This window comes from Clostridium sp. MCC328 (assembly GCF_018785465.1).
Classification (GTDB): domain Bacteria; phylum Bacillota; class Clostridia; order Lachnospirales; family Lachnospiraceae; genus Pilosibacter; species Pilosibacter fragilis.
The window spans coordinates 23,411-43,132 of the sequence record NZ_WQPW01000002.1 but is presented as its reverse complement, the minus strand read 5'-3'; the positions used below and the strand labels follow the sequence as shown (position 1 = coordinate 43,132).

Below are 19,722 nucleotides of genomic sequence, written 5' to 3'. Positions count from 1 at the left end.
TTGTATTGCCTACAAATAGGATAGCACATTTTGTTGAAGTTTCTTTATATTATTTTATCTAGCACAACAGGTTAATTTAGTCTTTGCATATCAGCATTTAATACATGTTGAACATTTACAGATATCTCTACAATCTCATCATCTGACACCAAAATCTGTACTTTTCCATCAGGAAGAAAAATTTGTGTTTTTTCTCTAAGCGTATCTAATCTTTTCGATATCAAATTAGCAAGCCAATAGCCATATGGCAAATAATTGTAATTTCTTTCATTACATGCATATCTGAGTATTCCGTTTGAATAGTGCATCCTTTTCGGAAATTCAGGGTTCTTCCGCAATCACCCGTTTTTTACTTCCAATGAATTTATTTCTGTGATAAAATATTGGTATCAAATAAAGGCGGTATATGATAATGAAGAATGATTCGTTAAAGTTGGATATGTTTTTCCCGGATGAGTTGCTGTCAACTACTTCTGTTAACCATGATGACAGTTCTATTCATATTAAAATGCGATCCAAAACACATTCTTCCAAATGTCCAGAGTGTGGTCAGGAAACCCAAATTTATCATGGGACATATTTACGCAAGGTTCAGGATTTGCCGATTCTTGGAAAAACTGCACGACTTCATATAACAGCTCATGAGTATGTTTGTAATAATGAATCCTGTTCAAAAGTTACATTTGTTGAAGATTTTGACGGGTTTCTCAGTTATTATGGACGCATGACAGAACGATGTGCTGATTTCATCTGCATGCTGGCCATGGAAACCAGTTGTGAAGGATGTGCCCGTATCTGTCGAGCAATGAATCTTCAAATCAGTGGAGACAGCGTCATCCGCCTTTTAACCAAACGTTATCGTCTGCAGCCTGTCTCAGAATGTGGAAGTGTCATTGGTGTTGATGATTTTGCATTTAAAAAGCGACATACATATGGAACGATCATTGTAGATCAGGCTACCCATAGATCTGTTGCGATTCTTGACGGGCGTGATGGGATGAGTCTCAAGGAATGGCTTAAGAATAATCAGCATATTAAAACAGTTACACGAGACAGGGCAAATGCCTATTCATCTGCCATCCAGGAAATTTTGCCGGATGCTATGCAGATAGCGGATAGATTCCATCTGCATCAAAACCTTTTGGAAGCTATTAGGAACACAGTTAATTCTGTTATTCCTGTAGATGTCCGAATTCCTATAAATTATGAAAAAAAGGAAATGACCGCTGAGCTCGAAGAGACTTGTAAAAAAAATGCATTGCAATGTGGATAACCTTTTAGATTACAATGAAAAAAGTGTACAGTTATACAATGCGATCCACGAATACTCAGAAGCAGGGTACAACAAATGTGAAATATCTAAAATGCTTCATTGCAGTAGGAATACAGTAGCGAAATATCTTGAAGGTAACTATGATTCTTTATGCTGCAAACACTTTTATAGCGGAATGGATCAATTTTATGATTATATCATCAAAGAACTATCATCTGGTGTGAGTAGAAAAGATGTTTTACGACGTCTCATCCCAAAAGGTTACAAGGGCGGTCATACAGCTGCTTATGATTACATGAATAAGATCATCGAACGTTTTCATATTGATATTGCGGTATATAAAAGTTCCTCATCCGATGCAATTCAGAAAAAGAAAAAGCTTCAGAAATATGATCACCTGTCAAGAAATGGTATTTTTCGTTTTCTTTGGATGAATCAAGAGATAACTGATAGCCATAAATCATATCTAGTGGAGACTTATCCGCAACTTAGAACTCTGATGTCATGTATTCGGGAATTTCGGGAAATTTTTCAACGAAAAAGCATGCCTTGCTTATATCTGTTTATTGAAAAACATAAAAACAGCGATCTTAAGGAACTTTCCCGTTTTGCTTCCGGACTGGAGAAAGATTTATCTGCCGTAGAAAATGCTGTAGCCAGCCCCCTATCGAATGGTTTTGTTGAGGGTACAAACAGCAAATTGAAAATGATAAAACGTACCATGTATGGTCGTTGTGGTAAGGAGCTATTAGCCGCAAAGCTTATATTGTCAAATGGATAAAACGGGTGATTGCGGAAGAACCCTATTCAAACGGAATATGCAACTTTCACTGTTGATTTTGAGGCAAGACTGCCGGAATATCTGCGTAATGCGCTTCACCCAGAGGTTGCAATAGCATAAATCACTATTTTGTTAGCTGAAATATTGAATTTTCAAGGTGCGAAGCCCATTTTAGGTATGGGAAGTCTTAGTCAGGAATCAAATATTTTCGTAAATTATCCCATTAGTTCCTTTAATATATAAACTGTATGTTTAAGTCCCTCTTCAACAGTGAAACTATCTCTATACCCCAATTGCTTAATTCTATTATTGTTCAACGACGAATTATTCATTGGATTAAATGCTTTTAATTCATTCTCTGTTGGATCAGCAATTATCAATTTCACATTACCTGCTTCAGCGTATATTTTCGCCATCTGTCTTATCGTTGTAATTTCATCATGGCCTATATTATATGCCTGCCCTTTTTCTCCTTTTAATAATGCTGTAAGTATTTGGATGGCACAATCTACCGAATAACAATATGATCTTTTTTGTAATCCAGAGCTTTTCATAACAAGTTTCTCTCCAGTTGCTGCTTTAAATGCAAAATCAGAAGAGATACGTTTATCTGCTTTTTTTGCAGACGGTCCATAAATATGACCTGGCCGTGCAATTACGCAATCCACACCAAATTCCGACGCATAAGACTTGCACAGCATTTCCGAAGCTCTTTTAGCAACAGTATATGAAGACCGAATATTGTCAATATCTACTTCGCCATAATCACCTTCCATAAATGACTCTACCGTCTTTTTGTTTCCATAAACTTCACTTGAAGAAATATAAAGCAGTCTTTGAGTTCCATTATTCTTAGAATAATTCAATAGTGCATGTACGCCATCAAAATTTGACAAAATAGTTTCCACAGGTTTTTCTGTATATAACTCTGGAGAAGCCAATCCAGCTCCAGAAATAATATAGTCTGGTTTTATATTCAAATCTATTTTTTTTAATGCATCATAGTGAACGTACTCAACCTTATGACATCCATCAAATCTAAACTGGAATTCTTTTTCACTTCTTGCTCCAACGTATACCTTATCGATTTTATTATACGTAACAAGCACATCAACTATTGCAGAACCTATCAATCCTAAACCACCAGTGACAAATATTTTTTTTCCATCAAGTTTAGTTAAATCTGAATTTTCAACCGCCCTCAGCAAATCTGCTTTGTAAAGTGTAGATTCTAATAGCCTCATAATTCGCCTCACTTTTTTATCCATTCATCATTCTTTGCATTTAATAAAGCTTTAAAAATCTCAATATCTTCTACTGTAGTAATCTTAATATTTTTTTCCGATCCTTTTGAAAAATAAGTCATATAGCCATATTTCTGCATCAATGAACATGAGGCAGCCATATTGGTTACTCCATCTTTAATTGCTTGGTTGTGAACCTTCCACAGTTCATCAAATGCGTACGAATGCGGTGTTTGGGTTCGCCACAGTTCATCTCTATTTAAAGCTTCGTTCGATTCTATACCATCTTTTGAAACAAAAACTACTTCTGTAGTAGGAATCACGGCAACCGCAGAACCATATTTTTTTTGCTTTACAAGATTATCTGTAATCACATCCTGCGGAAGCATCGGCCTATTACCATCATGAATCATAACAACAATATCACTTGTCGATTCATGATCCTCCTTAATTGCTTTTAAACCATTATAGATTGATTCCTGACCAGTGGAACCTCCCGTAACAATTTTCTTAAGTTTTGTAATATTAAACTGTCTTGCATATGCATCAAGGACTGCACTCCAGCCTTCAAGGCACGCAACATAAATTTCATCAATACTGGGATGCTGTTGGAATGCTTCTAATGTATATATAAGAATCGGTTTATTTTCAACAGTTAAAAATTGTTTGGGCAGGTCTTGATGTGTCCTTGTTCCCGTTCCTCCAGCAGTTAAAATAGCAATATTTTTCATAGCGCAATTCCTCACTTAATACTTTGATATCCATACTCATTTGGCAAAAGTTTACTACATTTGCCGCTATTTGATTTCCAATTCGGATTAGGAATTCTCCAATCTTCGTTATAAATACATTTTAAAATGTCTTCTGCATTATCTGGAACCGGGACTGCTACACCATCAACGCTAATTAGTGTGTCACGCGTCGAATTATAGTTCCTATCTACCGCAGCTTTACCGCAGATTAAATCCGGCATCTCCTTCATATCATCTATCTTAACGTGCTGTTTTTTACGGCACGTTTTTATCTGCTATATTGACTATTCCCATTTTTTCCCATATAGTCTTTTCGTAACCAATAAAAAAGAGAAAGAACAGCCCCTCCTACAGTTCGTTCTTTCTCTTCACCAATTCAAGTGCTGCAAAGCAGGTCCTCTGCAGGGCCATGCCCTAATAAATGGTTACCTGTCATATAAGCAGTCACTTCGCATCGTTATGCAATTACTATGATAAGAAAAAACTTACTGTTATGCAAGATATTTCGTATAAAAATTTCATCAAAATCTCTGTTTGACTCCTACATGGATAAATTTCAGCCCTGTCTTGAGACCTGCCCCATCTGTGGAAGCACCGGTAACTGTCATATCCACGACTACTATGACCGTTCCCTGATTGATTTTCGGTTCGGAGCTCCAGAAATATACAGTCTTTGTGTGATGAGGGTCTTCTGTGACAGCTGTGAGCACGCTCATGCAGTCCTTCCGGATGTCATCATCCCCTATTCCGTCTACAGCCTGCTCTTTGTTCTGCGTCTTCTCGGACAGTACTTTGCAGGCCGTTTTACCGTGGAACAGCTCTGTGAAAGATATGGCATCTCACAGAACCAGTTCTACAAGTGGCTCGCCTTATGGAAATCACACAAGCAGGACTGGCTTGGGCTCCTGGACAATTATGCAGTCTCTGACCTTTCCTTTCTCAAAGGCATCCTTCTGGCAGACTCCTTCTCGGATTTCTCCATGAGGTTTGTCCGTTGTTTTACGTATTCCTTCCTACAGTCCCATAAAAATCCAGTTCCTGCCGGTCTGAAAAACGCACGCTACCATCAGCTGGTGTTTGCTCCTGACATCTCCATCTTCTGACCACACGACTGGGGGATGGATGGCTCCGTGATCTCCGCTTATGATAAAGAAAAACCTAAGAAGGAGGCTTTTCCCATGAGCAAAGACACTGAAACTCTCAAACATGACGCCGAAGTGGCTCAGTTCCGCTTCGCCCTGATAGCTCCTGTCATCCAGGGGCTTTATCCTGATGCCTCGGCTACGGCTTACTACAAAAGGGTCACCGCGTCCCCGCTGACCCTTCCTGATGGTTCCACGGTCACCTACAGCTACAAAACACTGGAAAAATGGAAGTCCCAGTACAAACTCGGTGGACTGGATGCCCTGATGCCGACTGTCAGATCGGACAAAGGGATTTCCGTTCCCTCAATGACGAGTCCATCGCGGAAATCTACCGGATCAAGAAGGAGCATCCACGCATGAATGCCACGCAGATTTATGAGCATCTCGTGAAGGAATCCTTTCTCCCGGCAACCGTCAGTGTGGATTCCGTGCAGCGTTTTATCCGGTTCAACGATCTCAAATCGGCAAGAGATCCGAACCTCCGGGACCGTAAGGCCTATGAAGAGGACGAATTCGGCAAGATCTGGCAGGCGGATACCTGTTACCTTCCCCACATCACGGAAAACGGTCAGACCAGACGCGTTTACTGCATCATGATCATTGATGACCACTCAAGGCTCCTGGTCGGCGGAGAACTGTTCTATAACGACAATGCCTGTAACTTCCAGAAAGTTCTCAAGTCTGCCATCGCTGCCTATGGCATCCCGGACAAGCTCTACGTTGACAACGGCTGCAGCTATTCAAATGAACAGCTGTCCATGATCTGTGTCTCCCTCGGCATTCTACTCCTTCACACAAAGGTCCGTGATGGCGCTAGCAAGGGCAAGGTGGAACGCCATTTCCGTACCCTGAAGGAGCGCTGGCTCTATACCCTTGATATCAGTTCCATCACTTCCCTGACACAGTTCAACGGGATGATACGGGATTATATGCGGTCCTATAACACCACCTTCCACAGGGGCATTAACTCCACTCCCATGGAGCGTTTTCAGGCTTCTAAGGATCATCCCCGCAGACCACAGTCTGTACAGTGGCTGGATGACTGTTTTTATAACCGCATCACACGCAAAGTCCGCAAAGATTCTACCATTACCATCGACTCTGTCTGCTACGATGTTCCCATGCAGTTCATCTCTGCAAAGGTGGATATCCGCTATCTTCCGGATGACATGGATTCCGCTTACATTCTGTCGGATGGTAAGAAGTTCCCCATCCGCAGGACCAACCGCAATGAAAACTGCCATACGAAAAGGAACAATCTTCCTGGTATCGATTATTCCAGAGCCGGAGGTGATGCCTGATGTACAACTCCTACTACGGACTCACCTTCAATCCTTTCGACAAACAACAGCTGAAGGAAAAGGACCACTTTATTTCCAGGAACTTCACCGAAATGACTAACCGTCTGAATTATCTTAAAGATATCCGGGGAATCGGAGTATTTACTGCCAGACCGGGTATGGGAAAGTCTTTTTGTCTGCGGTGTTTTGCTTCCAGCCTGAATCCAAGCCTCTTCCACATGGAATATCTGTGCCTGTCCACCATTAGCGTGGCTGACTTTTACAAGCAGCTCTGTTCTATCCTCGGGGTCTCCGACAAAGGCGGTAAGACCGGTATGTTCAAGGCCATCCAGGAGCAGATCACCTATCTTTACAAAGAAAAACGCCAACCCCTGCTCCTTGCAATTGATGAAGCACAGTACCTGAACACCGGAATCCTGAACGATATCAAGATGCTCATGAACTACGGCTATGATTCCGTAAATTACTTTACACTGATCCTGTGCGGGGAATCCCATCTCAATGACACACTCCGCAAACCAGTGCATGAAGCACTCCGGCAGCGGATCACTGTCCACTACAACTACGCCGGGCTTTCTGATAATGAAGTTTCAAAGTACATCCTGCACAAGCTTCAGCTGGCAGGTGCCGCTTCCACCATCATTGAGCCGGCGGCACTTGCTGCAGCACACAGCTTTACGCAGGGGAATCCCCGGCTCATTGACAACCTGATGACGGATGCCCTGACCATCGGCTTCCAGCAGGACAGGAAAGTCATTGATGCCGAAACCATCCGTGCTGCTGTTGATAACCAGGGACTTTATTGATGAGATTTTCAAAGTGCATTTCTAAGGCCGTGACTCAGGTCATGGCCTTATTTCAAAAGCAGCGTAGCTGCCTTTCAAACAAGGCTACGACAATCTGCGGGCAAGCCGCGGAGAACCTGCGGCAAGTGCCGATACGGCACGATCGGGAAGGCAAGTTCGCCGAAATCAAAGTGCGGTTTGTGCCTCTTACAATGTGCCGTCTGACATCAAAGGACGAACGCCATCATGTATAAGGACAATACTTTTTTCATTTCCGGCTATCTCTTTTGCCGCTTTTAATCCATTGTAAATAGACAACTGTCCTGTTGTACCGCCCGGAACAACTGATTTCACTTTTTCGATTCGGAATTTGTATAACAAATCTTTTAAATATTGAATCCAGCCATTAATACGCACAACTACAATCGCATCGATATCTTTATGCTTTTCAAAATGTTCCAGTGTATGAATAATGATTGGCTTATTATACATTTCTAAGAACTGTTTTGGTCTCTCTTTACTGTGCATTCGGCTTCCAACGCCTCCTGCAAAAATAACAGCAATGTTCATTTCATTTTTCTCCATTCGATTATTAATATACAGTCAATAAACTATTTCTTTTGCTTTTATTGTATATGACAAATAGCCCTTTATTATTGGATTTACAATATTGAATTCTGCCTCATCTAATTCGGATATACCACTTTCACTTGTAATGCGATAACGTTCCTCATCAGGTATTGCGTATACTTTATCAATTAAGTTATTTACATCGTTATTTGAGAAAAGGGAGTCCCCTAAAAAATAGTTATCCCCATCAATATCAAGAAAATCCAATAATGTTGGTGCAAAGCATAAGCTATTTCTTCCTTCGGCATTAATTTCTTGTGCTTCTATTTTGTTGTACCAAATCAACAAAGGAATTTGATCACAAAAATAGTCCTCTCTTGTATAACTTGGCTCAAATGTCCTAATAAAATCTTCATCTTCGTACGTACAATGATCCGTAGTAAAAACAACCACCAAATCGTTGTATTTATCATTATTTTCAAAATTTTTCATGAATTCGCCAAAATAGTAGTCTGCATTTGCAAACCTATTTAACAGCCCGTTTTTTCCATCTCCATATTTAACTTTTGATTCATCAAAAGTTGCATGTGTGCCAAACGTATATATAACAATAAAATCAGGCTTGCTATTTTCATAGGACTCTTTCACTTCATTCTCAAGCAATTCATACGCCTCATCATCTCTTAACCATGTATTCGTATTATTCGATGTAATAATTCGATCGAAATCAAATGTTTTTAAATAATTTGTAAAATCCTGATTGTTTGGTTCCGTATTAATCAGTGTTGTTTGATAGACATTATCATGCATTATTTTCTGAAGCGAAATCAAAGTATTTTCATCATTGTTATTATATTGATGCCCTGAATATAATTGTCCAATGAGTCCCCTATAAGTTGCTGCCGTGTGATTATAATAGTTTGTAAAATTCAACGACTTATCTTCGTACATACGAACATTAGGCATTATATTTCTTTCATCATCTATAATATTTTGGGATAATCCTTCTGTAAAAATAAGCACAACATCTGGATTTTTCTTTTGTAACGGAGATGATACATAATTTCCGATTGTATCCTTATAAAACATCGAATCTAACATCTCAAAATCAGAGTTACCACTTTGTGCAATTTTATTGTACCTTGCTTGTCTTGCATAGATATTTCTAAATAGTAAAATACTATTTTCAATAGGTGAAGCATTTTCTCCGGAATTCCATATTATAAATTCCATGAGTAGTAAAACACATACTAAACCACATTTAGAAAACGACTTATAAAACCTCCCCTCTATTTTAGGAGTTGGAATGCACAATGCGACTATGAAAGGAATAATATATAACAAATACAGTATAGCTTTTCCACTAATTCCCTGTATAGACTCTAAGTTAGTCACCATTATCAATGAGACAAAGTTTCCCGCAAAACGATATACTATAATCTCAATTCCAATGATTAAAAGTAAAATACAGTTTATTAAATATCCCAATATTTTGTTAATGGAAACTAAATATCCGCTTGCAAGTAGAATTAAAGTTAATTCTACAAGACCAACTAATATAAGTATTGTTTTTTTATACATATATGTAACTTGTAAAAATAGAACAAGAAAAAATATATATTTAAAAAACTGTGCTATACGCAATTTATTTTTCATAAAAAGAACTTACCTCGCATCTTCATTTAGTTGTTCTATTTTACTGTTACATATCTCTAATTATTTAATAAATTTCTTCTTAGCAAAACTTACTAAATAGATAAATTCTTGGCTTCTAGTAATTGATGAAATCAAGATATAAACCGCTACTCCTACACAAGCCTTGATTACTATTTCTAAAACATAATTATAAAACGTCATTAAGCCACAAATATAAACTGCAACTCCCATTATCAATGACAGAATTGCAACACTCAACACATCTTTAACTTGCTCGCTAAAACGATAATTTATAAGCTTTCCCATCGTTCCAAAATTCATAAGCATTGCATAGAAAGAATAAATTGCAGTTGTTACAGCAACCCCCATAGTTCCATAATTTAATCCCAGAACTAAAAGAATTAAAAACACTGGTTTTTTCACAAACTCTAATTTCAATAACACATCGCTTCTTCCAATTGCCTTGATAGTTTGAAGTCCAGTATCACCTACTAAGCCAAATGCTACAGAAATACTTAATATTTTCATGTACTCAATAGACGGTTCCCACTTTTCTGTAAGGAGCAAAATAATTAAAGGTTTTGCTGTCATGGCTAATCCTATCATTATGGGAAAGGAAATATATGTCATCATCCTAATCGCTCTTCTTGTTATGTTCCTAATTGAATCGTAATCATCACTATAATTAGCAAATGCCGGAAACAAAACTGTCATTACTGAATTACTTACATTTGAAGAAACCAAAGATGGTAATTGATTTCCTTTGTTATAATAGGCCAAATCTGCCGATGAAAACGCTTTTCCTATTACCAATGATTGTAGTTGATCGAAGAAAGTCCCAATTACGCTTGTGCATAAAACTTTCCATCCATATGACATTAAGCTTATTGCACGTTCTAACTTAAACCTAAAAGATGGTTTCCAATCAATTGTAATCGATAAAACAATCGTATCTACAATCGTATTACCCAAATTTTGTGCCACTAATGCCCATGCTCCAAAACCTTTATATGCCATTATAATACCTATAATTGCTGAAACTACTGTACCGCCAAGCGTTGAAAAAAAGAATTTTTTAAACATCATATTTCTTGAAATATACGCACGTTGAATTGTATTATAGCCACTTATTGGGATTCGTAAGGCCATAACACGCATCAATGGTACAATACTTTCATTATTGTAAAAGCTTGCAATTATAGGTGCTAAAAAATAAATTATAAAATAAATTACTATCGACGATATAACACTACATATCAGTAGTGTTGAAAAGTCCAACTGATCTGCATCCTTTTTTTGAATTAACGCTGCTCCAAAACCATTTGATACAAAAACATCTGCTATACTTATAAATATTAGTAAAATAGCTACCACACCATAATCTGTTGGTGACAATAACCTCGCCAAGACAATTGAAACAACGAAAGAAACTATTTGAGCTATGCATCTTTCACCCATTGTCCAAAACACACCACTAATAATGCTATTGTTACGCATAAATCAAATTTCTTCCTCCATAATTTCGATTAAAATTCATCGTCTATACCCAATTGCGAACAAATCCAATCAGCCGCATGTTTTGATGCCATACCATTATCATACATGGTGTTTATTTTAAAGTAATCATCCAATTTAATCTGGTATTCTTCATTGCTAAAACGATTTACGGCTTCAATTGCTTGCTCATTTGACAGACAAATGCCATACGGGAGCTGATAAAATTCATCATATACGCCTCGTAGTTGCTTATACTTCTCAAAATCTAAGCAAATACGAAAAATAGGTTTTCTTAATATCAGAAAATCATATGCGACAGAGGAATAATCCGTTATTAAGCAATCCGCAGTTAGCGACAACTCTTTAAGATCTTCATATCGAGTAGCATTTATTAGATTATCTGTAAAAGCAAATGATTTTTCATGTTGTACGACATCTGGGTGAAATCTTATTAACATAACACATTTTCGTCGAGTGTTATTTTCAAATGCATGTATCAATTTCTGGAAGTCCAATTTATATCCATCAAGAGAGCCATCATCTCTAAATGATGGAGCATACAAAACAATATAGGTTTCCTCTGATATTCCAAATTTTTGTTTAACTTTTTTCTTTATTGAAACGTCATTTTTTGCACAAAATAATGGATCTATTGATGGAGCTCCTATTTTTAAATATTCCACTTTATCATTAAGCCAAAATGATCGTTTGGCCAAATCCAAGCTTTGTCTATTTGCAACTATAAATGCATTTGTGATCATACCATCATATTGAGCTACCGGAATATACCCAGGCCACAGTTTATCTTCTGCATCTTTTTCACATTTTTTCCCAAGAAGATTTCCATGCCATGTTTGCATATATTTTTGACTCGGTCTTTTCTTTGTCCTATGTCCAGTTCTGGTATTATCTACCCACACTTTTGCCGTGGATTGATGATATATAGCCCTGATAGAATTGATTTTAACCTGCGTAACCCCGTCTGGAAAATTATCATGATACTTCCTTACAAACCAAATAATTTTCAGATTGAGTTTTCTTTGCAACAATTCCTCGCATATAAATTTAGGATCACCACCAAATCCAGTTCCCTCAAAACTATCAAACGTAATTTTAGAATCATCTATTGGCAATTGACGAAAAACGCAAGAAAACACCGGTTGAATCAAAAAGAAACACTTGTCATGTATTTTAGGCCAAAAAGTCTTTTCCTTTATGTTCTTTTTTATTTTATTGTAGATAACCATTTTAGCTTTTTATAAACCTTTCAATTTTCGTGATTATTTTGAAAATCCTATTTCCAAGAAAATAATACAATTTATAGTAAACAGGTAGTTCGTTAAAGATCATAAAATCTATGATTTCATAATGAGCAGAACAGTTGTATGTGTGTATTCCCTCTATTTTTCCATTATGATCAATATGCATTATATGATTACATGCTTTTTTATAATCTATATTTGCCAACTCATGCTCTTTATAAGGATTGTACGAATCCAACGCCCAAAAGACCAGTCCTTTCCCATACATACCTTCCGTACAATTTTGAGCTATACGAATTAAATTACTTTTAGTTTTAATTACTTTACCCGCATTGCGTATGCCATAATCGCCTTCTGATAGTTCCCTTTTGCTATCGGGAATAATATTAAGGTCTTCATCTAACTCATACATCACATTATGTACATAACAGAAATTTTTTCTTTCGTTAGTACTTTTCTCATCCATTAGTGAGGTTATAAACAGATACTGTCCCAAGTCATTTTGAAAAACAACGCTATCGCATGCCTTCACATTATTTAAAATCACTTTATCTTTTTCCCATTTGTATGGGAACGAAATACATTTATACAAAATAACGCTATTTGATGCCTCACTCTCCGGTATCATATATAAATGATTTTTGTTCTCAAAAATCATTGGAAATGATAAATGAAATGCCTCATCGATAATGATGACTGGTTTACTTGCAACATTATCTACGACTTTGCTACAAGCAATCGATCCCTTACCTCTAAATTCATCAAAATATTCATAGAAAATATATACATCCTCACCATTTTCTACAATAAACGGATCTGCAGCCCAATATCTTTTTCCAAAAGGAAATTCGATTTCCTTAAAATTATAATTATCTGTTAGGTAAAAGAAATCATCCGGATCACTTTTTTCCCTCAATCCCAAATAATAATACTGAACATGAATCTTCGCCATACCTTCAATCCTCTTATAGTGACATCTGTTTTAATAATTTGCATAATTGAATTGCTGCCTCAGGCAAATTAAAACCATTTGCGGACATAATCACATATGCCTTTTCTCGTTCTTCCGCTTTTCCATTTACTATTGTTTCTGCCCACTTTTTTGCTCCATCAGCCAGTCGTAACATCTTTGTTGTATCTAATACACATATCTGTTTTGTTATTCCTTCTGATGCAGCAACTAACGGCAATCCTGATGTCTGTGCCTCAATAGCCACCATAGGCATACCTTCAAAATATGATGGAATAATTACATAATCTAAGGCTTGCATTAATTCATTTACATCATTTCTGAGTCCCAATAATTTCACGTGAGCTTCTAAATTATGATTTTTAATAGCTTCCTTTAGTTGATTTTCAAGCGGTCCTTTTCCAATAATATAAAGTATGCAATCTTTTTGCTTGTTGATTTCTTCACATACTTTTATTGAAAATATTGGATTTTTTTCAGGGCTTAACCTTCCAATAAATCCTATCGCCAACGTTTCGTTACAGCCGATTTCACGTCTTTTTTTGTTTCTTAGTTCTTCATTAAATCTGTACTTATTGCCATCGATTGCATTAGGAATATATACCACTTTAGTTTTTACAACATTTTTCGGAAACATCCATTTAGCAGCAAAATCTGAACATGCCCAATAATCTGTAACATATTTCTTTATCTCTATCCTATGAATATAATGGAAAAAAGTCTTTTTTATTTTATTGGCTCCCGTTCCCATCATAGAAGAGCAGTGACTATGTAAAATTATTTTTTTAATACCGTAAATTTTTGCATACTTAATAATGTTAATCGTACTCAAATCAACAGCCAAACTCCACAGCACATCATAATCAGGGGCATGTTTTTCCATAAAATTCTTAATTTCGTTCTTAGAAAAACTGCTTACCGTAAAAACACTACCACCAGCTGCGATAACTTTGTCTGCATCGACAACACCTTTATAACCTAAAACATCAAAGGTAATATCTTCATCAATTTTAATTATTTCGTTAAAATATCCATAGAAGAATGATTCTACTCCTCCATAGTTTCCACATAATCCTGTAACTAAAATTCTCATCGTCAAATTCCTTTAGTTCGTAAGCTCGCTAGAAAATACTATTTATAAGTATATTATTTTGTAAGATGGGTTTTAAAATCGTAGGAATCAAATACATACCAACAGAAATGTACGCTATTCCCAGTATGAACACAAACACACCCATAAATACTAACGCATTATTTTTTGATATTTTTCTTTTAGATAAACCATCTGATTTTAATGCATTAAACAAAATAATTAAGTTCATAATAGTCATTGACTCTTGTAATCTATAAACCTCACCTGTATATTTTATAATCAGTCCATATATGCAAAGAATACTAATGTTAGCTTTCATTGCGAGCATAACTTGGCTCTTATTAACATAGCCGGATTTTTTATTCAGTATGTAAAAACATAAGAAAATAAGCAATGCTGCCGTAAATGTAACATTTAATAATGCACCACCATAATGTCTCCAAGAAGATGATTGATATTCAGCAGAAAAGTAAGCTCCCATTCGACTGCCTGCACCAAATACTTCAAGTATTTTCATAATATTTTGGGGCGAAAGTAAAAATACTATTAGGAAGTTAAAAAATGCTGTAAAAACAATATTCGTTTTGAGATCAAATTTTTTAGCCACTAACAAAACAAGCCAAATCAAGCTGGCAGAATGTATGCATGCTGCAATCAAGATCAAACAAATATATTTAAAATCACTTCGCGATAGCTTAAATTTGTTAATTTTTATCAAAACCTTGTCGTCCTCAAATAGATAACGAATTGCAAAAACAAATATGGCCGTTGCCAAAGCATGACGCATCTGAGCAATATTTAAAGGAAATGGATATATCATGTACAAACAACATACTATATTCGGATACTTTGAAAGTTTCCAAACTGTTGTAAAAATTAGTAATAGCTGAATAAAAGTAATTATGGCCTTGTATTGATAAAACGTACACCCGGCTTTTCGGAATAGCAAAATGATTGCATTGTATAAAATTTCACTATTTCCCGCCCATAATTCCGGGGAAGCATACCTACTCATGTATACTTCCTGTTCATCTGCAATTCCTGTGGTAAATGCCATTAAAATCCACATCCAAATAAATAGAACTATGTACAGAGCTTTATTCTTTTTTGAAAATATACTCATCAAAAATAGCAATATTGTAATACATCCAACAATCATCTTAACCCTCTTGTTGAGAAAATATCTTTTCTAATTTTTCCACAGACTTTTCCCAATCTAATGTCATAATTACATTTTTCATTTCATTTTGAATACTTTTTTGTAATGCTTTATCAACTATAAGTTTTTCTATATTTTGAATCATCTGTTCAATGTTTCCAGGCTCTGAAATCATCATATTCCCTTTATGAACTCCAATATCTTGTACGAAGCCCACATTAGTTCCCACAACAAGACAACCACAAGCCATTGCTTCCAAAGGAGTAAGCCCCCAGCCTTCCTCTAAACTCGGGAAAATAAAAATATCTGACTCTGAATACATTTTAACCAGTTCTGCTTTTGTTGGATTCTGATGATATTCAACATAAGATGGAATGTTTGAACTATCGCAGAATCCGAACATTCTCAATTTGCTGTTAGGATATTTTTCTCTGATTTTTTCAAATACTTTAATTCCTTCAGCAACCCCCTTTTTAGGTAATGTATGATTTAGCATTAAAAAACATATGTCATTAGTATCTTTATCAATATTTACATGATGATATATCTCTGTATCTAAACCGTTGTAAACAACTGGATATGGTCCTATCCCCAGATTCTGTTTCAACTTTTGATTAATCCAAGACGAAACAACAATTTTATTTAATGGTAACTCATATGACTTTTTTACAATCTCTTCATTATCCCATATTTCAAAGTCCTGAATAAAATAGAATTTTTCCCCTTTTTCAGGCGATAACCGATCTACCTTATAGGCTGTTGGCCAAGCCGTAGCAATAATTACATCAGCAGCTCGAATAGATTTATCTGTAATTTTCCAAACAAAATGATCTATCTTATTGCTATATTTCTTATAATTAAAAATTGCTTTTACTGTACAATAAGCTTGATGTATTCCATTTACAAAGGCACTTTTATATCGATGCATATTACTTGCTTTAATTTCTTTATACACTCGAACATCGTGACCTCTTTTTATAAGCAAATCAGCATATTTATATACCACATCAATTCCTCCAGATGAGCCTATCGGAGGCAAAATAAAATCTATAAGCATTTTCTTACTATATGATTATGAAATCATTTTTCCTTTCTCAATACGCATTTTTCCACCCTGATAAAATTGAACGTATTTTTTCTTTCTTATTATCTTCATACAAAAGAACAATAGCAATCATCTTTAAATTTCGATAATTTCCTCGTATAAAGCGAATCCATAAATGATGCTTTTTCGGATAATATACATTATTCCTGGCAATATAATATTTTCTAAATGCAGAATGTCCTGTAACATCTATCTTCCAAAATAAAAAACGACATTTAACACTATTTCCCAACTCATGCAAAAGATGAACGTCTTTTACTTGAATTACCCCATACCCATTTTTTCGCATGCGATAACAATATTCAAAATCGACAGAATCTATAAACATGCTTTCATCATATTCACCGATTTGTTTCCAATACTCAATTTTTGAAAATGCACCTGACGTAATGCAAGTATTAACATGACAATATTCTTTATTGGGATTATGACCAACTACTCCGACATTTCTGTCAACAATAACAGGTGCAACAATCCCTAGTAAAGGCTCTACATCTAAATACTGTTTCATTTTATTGACATATGATGCATCACATACAGAATCTTGATCCAAACTAAGCATCCAGTCATAATTATTATTGGATCCCCATTGCATTAGTCGATTCAGTGCCGCGGCTATACCTATATTTTCATCTGAATGAATTAAAATCGCATTATGAAATACCGATATGCACTCCTGTATATCTGCAAAATTACTTGATCCATTATCAAAAATTACGACCTCAGGAACTTGGATACATATTGCACAAACATTTTCTTTTAGACGTTCAATATCTGGATTGAACGTTACAATTCCTGCATATATTTTTTCCATTACTCCACCATATTTTTCCCTTTAACTGACCATTCACTTGGTGTAGCTGCCATACCATCTTTAACGCCTTTAACGGTAGCCTTTAATACATCTATTTTTTTCCCAGCCCTAAGAATACTTGGTATCATAAATGAAATAACAAAACCAATATAGCCTTTGCAATTATAGTTTTCATATCCTACCGAGCCATATTTTTTTAATTTTTTATTCACATAAATAATATTTCTATTTGTATAGTAAACTCTTAAAGGACTTACTGATTTTTTATATGAAAATTTCGCAAAATTCTGATTATGCATAATTTTGCTCACGCCAACCCAGAATTGTTGTTTCCACTCACTTTTGGGAGTTATTTTTCCAAACTCCTGATCCAAAATCCACTTGTTGAGTTTCAAAATTTTGTATCCACTTAGCGTAATTCTCTTGCAAAAGTCGTTATCAACAAGATCTATAAACATCCATTCGTCAAACTTTCCACATTTTTCCCAAGCTTCTATTGATGTACACGATGCAGATGTAATACAGAAATTCACATACTCTTCCGCTTCATTATCTTCTGCCTGTAGATATGTCCTTCGCCTGTCGATAACCTGTGGGCAAACAATACCAATATTTTCGTGTGTTCTTATACTCTCTTCAAAACCATGAACCATCCCATCTGGAATCAATGAGTCCTGGTCCATAGTTATCAGCCACTTATATCCATCAGCCTTTGCCTGCTCCATGATTCGATTAAGCGCATATGCTATGCCACAATTTTTATTTTCTGAAAGATAAGTGACACCATCGTAATCGCCATCTGATATATCAGAATTATCAAATATATATATATCCTTCACTTGCTTTTTTAAACGGGATATATTTTTTTCAAGTCGTTCCTTCTCAGCATTAAACACCACTATACCAGCAGCAATACCACCTATCATTCCAAGAATTCCCCCTTTACAATGATCCTGTATACATTGTATTAACTGTTATGTTTTTGATACTTCCTTGCTAATTCAAAAATTCTTATATCGTCAACAAAGTATCTACGGAACATTCTCTTCGGCTCTTGTAAGAAACGATAGAACCATTCCAGTCCAATATTCTGCATCCAAAGCGGTGCCCGCTTCACTTTCCCAGCTATGAAATCGACACAGCCACCCATGGTAATTGAAATTGGCACTTGATATTTATCTTTATTCTGGTAAATGAACTTTTCCTGCTTCGGACATCCAAGGAAAACGATTAAAATATCTGCATCACTAGCTTTGATTCGCCTATTAGCTTCTTCTAACATTTCCTCATTTTTTTCAAATCCGAATGGAGGCGAATAGGAATCCACAATATTTAATTCAGGCAACCTCTTTTTTATATTTTCCGTTGCCTTGAATAAAACATCTTCCTTACCGCCAAACAAGAACACCCTATAATCTTTTTTAATTGCTAGGTCAAAAACATCCCAGACAAAGTCTGTCATACATACACGTTCTTTGATTGGATTACCTAAATACCGCGAAAGTTTGACTACAATTTGTCCATCGGTCAAAATCAGATCTGCTTTATCACAGATTTCTTTTAATTCCGTATCGTCCTGCATTTTAACCACAATATCAGAATTCGGAGTTACTACATAATGATTGCCGCCAGCCTGAATCAAACTATCGACTGCATTTTTTGCTTCGGACGCAGTCAGATTATCAATGTATGTATTTAAGAATTCAATTCTATTAGTATCAACTACCACTATCTTCTCCTCACTAACTTTTAATGGCTTAGAACATACATCATCATGTGATCCAACATCATATGGATATCTTCAGAAATCTGCATATCATTGATATTTACATGAATATTATAATCGGCCATTTCTTTCATTTTTCCGCCAGAGTATCCAACAATAGCAATCGTTGTACCACCGATGCTTTTCGCATACTCAATCGCATTGACAACATTCTTAGAATTACCTGATCCAGAAATACCAATCAAAATATCTCCACTCTTCATTTTATTTTTAAGTGGAAATCTGAACACTTCTTCATAACCAATGTCATTTGCAACCGCCATTAATGTCGGGATGTTGTCATTCAAGCATTCAAAATTGTATTTAACATTCTGATTTTCACTTACACCCTTATTAAAGTCACAACAATAATGGCTTGCCGTTGCAGCCGATCCACCATTACCACAAATGAAGATTTTTTTTCCCTGCAAACGAGCATCTTCTAAGATATTCATAACACAACTAATCGAATTCAAATCAAGCCCTTCGAGTACAGCCATCTCACGCTCACGGTAAGCATTAAGTGCCTTAGTATAGTCCATTTGTGAAT

21 protein-coding genes are annotated in these 19,722 nt (G+C 35.9%); 6 read left to right on the top strand and 15 right to left on the bottom strand.

Translation table 11 applies throughout. The features are described 5' to 3' along the window. The first annotated feature begins 406 nt into the window (after positions 1-406). Both GPK83_RS00640 and GPK83_RS00635 read left to right on the top strand, forming a co-directional pair. A complete protein-coding gene (locus GPK83_RS00640) occupies positions 407-1,273 on the top strand; it encodes a transposase (RefSeq protein WP_252196183.1) in 867 nt (288 codons plus the stop codon). Next, positions 1,266-2,054 carry a transposase gene (locus GPK83_RS00635; protein ID WP_345941739.1) on the top strand — a complete coding sequence of 263 codons (789 nt, stop codon included), beginning with the start codon at positions 1,266-1,268 and terminating at the stop codon, positions 2,052-2,054. The genes GPK83_RS00640 and GPK83_RS00635 overlap by 8 nt, the downstream gene beginning before the upstream one ends. A 215-nt stretch (positions 2,055-2,269) precedes the next feature. Here GPK83_RS00635 and GPK83_RS00630 read toward each other — a convergent pair whose 3' ends face one another. The 3 genes from GPK83_RS00630 to GPK83_RS00620 are packed head-to-tail and all read right to left on the bottom strand — an operon-like array spanning position 2,270 to position 4,280. After that, on the bottom strand, positions 2,270-3,298 hold the full coding sequence (locus GPK83_RS00630; protein WP_215703741.1) for an NAD(P)-dependent oxidoreductase: 1,029 nt from the start codon (positions 3,296-3,298) through the stop codon (positions 2,270-2,272). Between the two features lie 8 nt (positions 3,299-3,306). After that, entirely contained in the window at positions 3,307-4,029 is a 723-nt protein-coding gene (locus tag GPK83_RS00625; protein ID WP_215703740.1) for an IspD/TarI family cytidylyltransferase, read from the bottom strand. An 11-nt stretch (positions 4,030-4,040) separates the two neighbouring features. Beyond that, positions 4,041-4,280: a hypothetical protein gene (locus GPK83_RS00620; protein ID WP_215703739.1), complete on the bottom strand. Its 240-nt coding sequence runs from the start codon at positions 4,278-4,280 to the stop codon at positions 4,041-4,043. 315 nt (positions 4,281-4,595) lie between these two features. On the opposite strand from GPK83_RS00620, the gene GPK83_RS00615 reads away from it, so the two are divergent. The 4 genes from GPK83_RS00615 to GPK83_RS00605 all read left to right on the top strand — a co-directional run bounded on the left by GPK83_RS00615 (position 4,596) and on the right by GPK83_RS00605 (position 7,302). Continuing rightward, positions 4,596-5,153 (top strand): DUF6431 domain-containing protein, encoded by a 558-nt coding sequence (locus tag GPK83_RS00615; RefSeq protein WP_215703738.1) that lies wholly within the window; start codon positions 4,596-4,598, stop codon positions 5,151-5,153. Between the two features lie 75 nt (positions 5,154-5,228). Continuing rightward, positions 5,229-5,555, top strand: coding sequence for a helix-turn-helix domain-containing protein (locus GPK83_RS16730; RefSeq protein ID WP_252196182.1), 327 nt, complete (start codon positions 5,229-5,231; stop codon positions 5,553-5,555). Beyond that, positions 5,552-6,496, top strand: coding sequence for a DDE-type integrase/transposase/recombinase (locus GPK83_RS00610; RefSeq protein ID WP_252196181.1), 945 nt, complete (start codon positions 5,552-5,554; stop codon positions 6,494-6,496). The genes GPK83_RS16730 and GPK83_RS00610 overlap by 4 nt, the downstream gene beginning before the upstream one ends. Then, positions 6,496-7,302, top strand: coding sequence for an AAA family ATPase (locus GPK83_RS00605; RefSeq protein ID WP_215703737.1), 807 nt, complete (start codon positions 6,496-6,498; stop codon positions 7,300-7,302). The genes GPK83_RS00610 and GPK83_RS00605 overlap by 1 nt, the downstream gene beginning before the upstream one ends. Before the next feature lie 186 nt (positions 7,303-7,488). Here GPK83_RS00605 and GPK83_RS00600 read toward each other — a convergent pair whose 3' ends face one another. The 12 genes from GPK83_RS00600 to GPK83_RS00545 are packed head-to-tail and all read right to left on the bottom strand — an operon-like array spanning position 7,489 to position 19,714. Next, on the bottom strand, positions 7,489-7,866 hold the full coding sequence (locus tag GPK83_RS00600; protein WP_252196180.1) for a 2-C-methyl-D-erythritol 4-phosphate cytidylyltransferase: 378 nt from the start codon (positions 7,864-7,866) through the stop codon (positions 7,489-7,491). A gap of 18 nt (positions 7,867-7,884) precedes the next feature. Continuing rightward, on the bottom strand, positions 7,885-9,507 hold the full coding sequence (locus tag GPK83_RS00595; protein WP_215703736.1) for a sulfatase-like hydrolase/transferase: 1,623 nt from the start codon (positions 9,505-9,507) through the stop codon (positions 7,885-7,887). Between the two features lie 60 nt (positions 9,508-9,567). After that, positions 9,568-11,004 (bottom strand): lipopolysaccharide biosynthesis protein, encoded by a 1,437-nt coding sequence (locus GPK83_RS00590; RefSeq protein ID WP_215703735.1) that lies wholly within the window; start codon positions 11,002-11,004, stop codon positions 9,568-9,570. A 29-nt stretch (positions 11,005-11,033) separates the two neighbouring features. Then, positions 11,034-12,251 carry a CDP-glycerol glycerophosphotransferase family protein gene (locus GPK83_RS00585; protein ID WP_215703734.1) on the bottom strand — a complete coding sequence of 406 codons (1,218 nt, stop codon included), beginning with the start codon at positions 12,249-12,251 and terminating at the stop codon, positions 11,034-11,036. A 1-nt stretch (position 12,252) separates the two neighbouring features. Continuing rightward, the gene (locus GPK83_RS00580) at positions 12,253-13,218 is read right to left on the bottom strand and encodes a hypothetical protein (RefSeq protein ID WP_215703733.1); all 966 of its coding nucleotides are present in this window, start codon (positions 13,216-13,218) and stop codon (positions 12,253-12,255) included. Between the two features lie 13 nt (positions 13,219-13,231). Continuing rightward, positions 13,232-14,329: a glycosyltransferase gene (locus tag GPK83_RS00575; RefSeq protein ID WP_215703732.1), complete on the bottom strand. Its 1,098-nt coding sequence runs from the start codon at positions 14,327-14,329 to the stop codon at positions 13,232-13,234. A gap of 28 nt (positions 14,330-14,357) precedes the next feature. Next, positions 14,358-15,488 carry an EpsG family protein gene (locus tag GPK83_RS00570; protein WP_215703731.1) on the bottom strand — a complete coding sequence of 377 codons (1,131 nt, stop codon included), beginning with the start codon at positions 15,486-15,488 and terminating at the stop codon, positions 14,358-14,360. A gap of 1 nt (position 15,489) precedes the next feature. Further along, the gene (locus GPK83_RS00565) at positions 15,490-16,545 is read right to left on the bottom strand and encodes a glycosyltransferase family 4 protein (RefSeq protein WP_215703730.1); all 1,056 of its coding nucleotides are present in this window, start codon (positions 16,543-16,545) and stop codon (positions 15,490-15,492) included. A 37-nt stretch (positions 16,546-16,582) separates the two neighbouring features. Next, positions 16,583-17,407: a glycosyltransferase family 2 protein gene (locus GPK83_RS00560; RefSeq protein WP_215703729.1), complete on the bottom strand. Its 825-nt coding sequence runs from the start codon at positions 17,405-17,407 to the stop codon at positions 16,583-16,585. Further along, entirely contained in the window at positions 17,407-18,333 is a 927-nt protein-coding gene (locus tag GPK83_RS00555) for a glycosyltransferase (RefSeq protein ID WP_215703728.1), read from the bottom strand. Before GPK83_RS00555 ends, GPK83_RS00560 begins: the two co-directional genes overlap by 1 nt. A 41-nt stretch (positions 18,334-18,374) precedes the next feature. Next, positions 18,375-19,136: a WecB/TagA/CpsF family glycosyltransferase gene (locus GPK83_RS00550; RefSeq protein ID WP_345941738.1), complete on the bottom strand. Its 762-nt coding sequence runs from the start codon at positions 19,134-19,136 to the stop codon at positions 18,375-18,377. 20 nt (positions 19,137-19,156) lie between these two features. Further along, on the bottom strand, positions 19,157-19,714 hold the full coding sequence (locus tag GPK83_RS00545; RefSeq protein ID WP_215703727.1) for an SIS domain-containing protein: 558 nt from the start codon (positions 19,712-19,714) through the stop codon (positions 19,157-19,159). Positions 19,715-19,722: the final 8 nt, after the last annotated feature.